We start from the raw sequence: 3,652 nt of genomic DNA on the forward strand, positions 1-3,652 counted from the left end.
ATTAAGAATTAAGAATTAAGAATTAAGAATTAAGAATTAAGAATTAAGAATTAAGAATTAAGAATTAAGAATTAAGAATTAAGAATTGCCTCTCCTTGAAAAGAAGAGGATTGACAAACAGGAAAATTTTTATTTATTATCCTCTTAAAAGGGGAGGCTTTAAACCAGAATATTTCGGTAAAATTCACTTTCCTCAATCATTTTTCGTATCTTTTTCGTAGGAATAAATTTCCTGTTCCCTGTTCCCTGTTCCCTTTTCCCTACTAAGCGCAAAAAGTCTATATCTTTTTCACGAGATGTCTAATATGTAAGAATTCAGCAGTCAACTAGCCTCCTGCGTAAGAACTACGTTAATAGCTCTCAGCTTTTAGTTATTAATTCCTAGGAAAGGAGGAAGTAGTCTTTTCACCAGAATTAAAAGTTATGGATTAAATTGGTCAATTAGCTAACTTTAATAACTTATTATATTCATGCATCTGAATGCTGAATGGGAACTAGCTGAATGCTTACCATAATATTGATGTTTTGAGGGAGTAGAAAAAATGAGGAACAAGCCAAAAATATTTACCTTATCAGTTGTACTTCATAACTTGGGAAACTGCTGTAAATTTTGATAAATTTTTCTTCTTACTTCATTCATAAGCATTCAGCTATCAGATATGAAAGGAGAATCAAAAGTTATGCTAATGAAATTAGTCATCAGCTAACTTTATAACTTTAGTAGTTATTACTTTCAAAAGCTGAATGTGAAAGTATTTACTAGGAAAAGCTGAATGCTTACCTTCATTCTTTCTGTAATAACAAATGTGGCAGATAAAAAAATATAGTTGGCATTTTTCCTTATCTCTATTTATCTTTATAATTCTCGGCTCATTTCTTGCCAGAGGATACACTTTTCCAGTGGGAAATCATTACACTCACGTTCCTCAAATTAAATCAATGTTGAATCCTGAACTCTATAAAAATGATTACTATGTTCAGGAAATGTTGAATTTTACTCCCAGATATTACTATCAATATTTNGTGGGAAATCATTACACTCACGTTCCTCAAATTAAATCAATGTTGAATCCTGAACTCTATAAAAATGATTACTATGTTCAGGAAATGTTGAATTTTACTCCCAGATATTACTATCAATATTTGATTTATTTTTTCAGCAAATTTACTGGTAGTATTTCCCTGAGTTATCTAATTTTTGATCTAACTTCGTTTATTAGTTTGATTTGGGGTTTATCTGCCATAAGTAAAATTTTTACTCCTTCCAAATTATCAGCAGCAGTTTTAATTTTTCTGAGTTTAATATCCTACACTTTAATTGGATATTTAAAACTTTTTCCTAATACTCCTATACCCGCCACATTTGCTATGAGTTTGACGGTTTGGGGAATTTATTTCTGTTTTCGGCAAAGATGGATAATTGGTTATTTATTTTTTGGTATTGCTTCAATTTTACAATTTTTGGTTGGTGTTTTGCCGGGAATTATGATAATTCCTATTATGTTAATTGAGGCAATAAAAAATCAGAATCTAAAACAAGTAAACTCTTTTGGGGAAGTCAATGTATTCGGGGAAGTAAAAAGTCAAAAGCGAGTGTGTAATTCTGAGGTTTCCGTTTCCTCCGGAAATACTTCGGGAAAAGAATGTAAGACGCACTCAAGACAGTCAAAATTTAAAACTATTACTAATTTGATGAATTTCTTGCTTCGGTATGAATTTATTTTTTTAGTGATTGTACCGTTAATTATTTTCTTTGGTTTAGCTTGTTTAGTTTATCTGCCAATGGTATTAACTGGAACGACTAGCACTAATAAATTAACTAATGAAGAATTTGTTTTTATTTACGGTTTTGTCAGGAATCCTCATCATATTATTCCTGCTTATTGGAATTGGAACATTAGGTTAGATTTTATCTGTTTTATTCTGGGTGGTTGTTTGTGTATTCACAAAATTGATATTACTAAATCTGCAGATTTTTCTCAGCAGTCGGGAACAGATAAAAAGAACAATTTTTCCCACAGATACCTTTTTCAAGGTGGAGAAACAGGAAATATAAAAGAAAAAAAAGTTAGGGAAAAAGATTTAATTTTTACTGATGTGAGATGTATAGAGAAATGGAAGTTTTATCTGATTATTGCTGAGTCAATTTTGGCTTTGTTTTTGGGTTATATTTTTGTGGAAGTTTACCCCTTAGCTTTATTTGCTAAGTTACAGTTGGCAAGAACTGTTCCTTTTGCTCAGTTGATGATATTTATTGCTGTGAGTATTTTAGTTAATCAATTATATCAACAGGGAAATTTAGGGCTTGGTTTACTGTTGATAATTTCTCTAATTTTGCCTGTACCTTATCAGGGTATTTGCTTTTTTATCTTATCAGCAGGATTGTTTTTTCTGGAAAGATGGCGCTACAAGTTAATAGTTTTGTTGATTTTGTTCGGAGGATTCATATTTTACTTGTTACATCCACCCATAGATTTAATTATTAATCGTTTTTTGCCTGTACCTTATCAGGGTATTTGCTTTTTTATCTTATCAGTAGGATTGTTTTTTCTGGAGAGATGGAACTACAAATTCATAGTTTTGTTGATGTTGTTAGGAGGATTAATATTTTACTTACTGCATCCACCGATAGATTTAATTATTAATCGTTTTTTTGTTATTCCTGGTTTGTTTTTGGTTTTAGTTTTTCCTTTTATTTTAGATGAAGTTGATGTGACAATAGCTCAGAAAAATTTAATGACTTATAGTTTAGCGATCGCCACGAGTTTAGTATTTGTTTTAGGATTATTTGAGGCATTGCCAGGAAAAATTTTGGAGGTATTTGAACAACAGGTAAAATTTAATAGAGTTCCCCAAGATGAAGTTACGAAACTAGCTTTAAGATTTAGGGAGATTAGTGATAAGGATGATGTAATTTTAATCCCTCCGTTTGTGTCAAATTTTCAATTTTTTTCAGAGAGAGCGGTTATTGTTGATTTTAAACATTTTCCTCAAACAGATAGGGGAATTAGNTATTTGAACAACAGGTAAAATTTAATAGAGTTCCCCAAGATGAAGTTACGAAACTAGCTTTAAGATTTAGGGAGATTAGTGATAAGGATGATGTAATTTTAATCCCTCCGTTTGTGTCAAATTTTCAATTTTTTTCAGAGAGAGCGGTTATTGTTGATTTTAAACATTTTCCTCAAACAGATAGGGGAATTAGAGAGTGGAAAAATCGGATGGAAGATGTTTTTGGCGTTCCTTTGAATGATAAGTTAGCGGTGGGAGCGATGGAAATTTTGTTTCCCCAACAGACGGGAAAAGAATTAGTTAATGTGGCGAAAAAATATAGAGCTGAATATATTTTGACGAGAGTTGACTGGCATGGAGATATTGAGGGAAAAGTTATGGATAAAGAAGGGGAATGGGTGATTTTTCAAATAAATTCTGATTAGTAGGGATTTGATCGATCGATCATAATTATAATTATTGGTATAGTATAAGAATCCTAAATTATTTGTTGTGAAAAAGAACTGTAGGGGTTTGGTCTCCAAACCCAAGCTAAAACAGGATTTGCAAACTAAACCTCTAATATAAAATTACAACATAAGCGCGGATTACTATATATTTAGCTTTAATATTTAGAGATATTAGTGAAAAATTAGAGAGT

1 protein-coding gene and 1 pseudogene are annotated in these 3,652 nt (G+C 31.1%); both read left to right on the plus strand.

Annotated features, from left to right (window positions below; all coding sequences use genetic code 11):
• Positions 1-2,736 precede the first annotated feature (2,736 nt).
• Positions 2,737-3,011: DUF6798 domain-containing protein (locus AFK68_RS44375; protein ID WP_371357254.1), on the plus strand; the 275-nt coding region annotated here is incomplete at its 3' end.
• A gap of 1 nt (position 3,012) precedes the next feature.
• A pseudogene (locus tag AFK68_RS44380) lies at positions 3,013-3,437 on the plus strand (DUF6798 domain-containing protein); the annotation flags it as partial.
• Between the last annotated feature and the right edge of the window lie 215 nt (positions 3,438-3,652).

This window comes from Hydrocoleum sp. CS-953 (genome assembly GCF_002260545.1).
Lineage (GTDB): Bacteria > Cyanobacteriota > Cyanobacteriia > Cyanobacteriales > Microcoleaceae > Trichodesmium.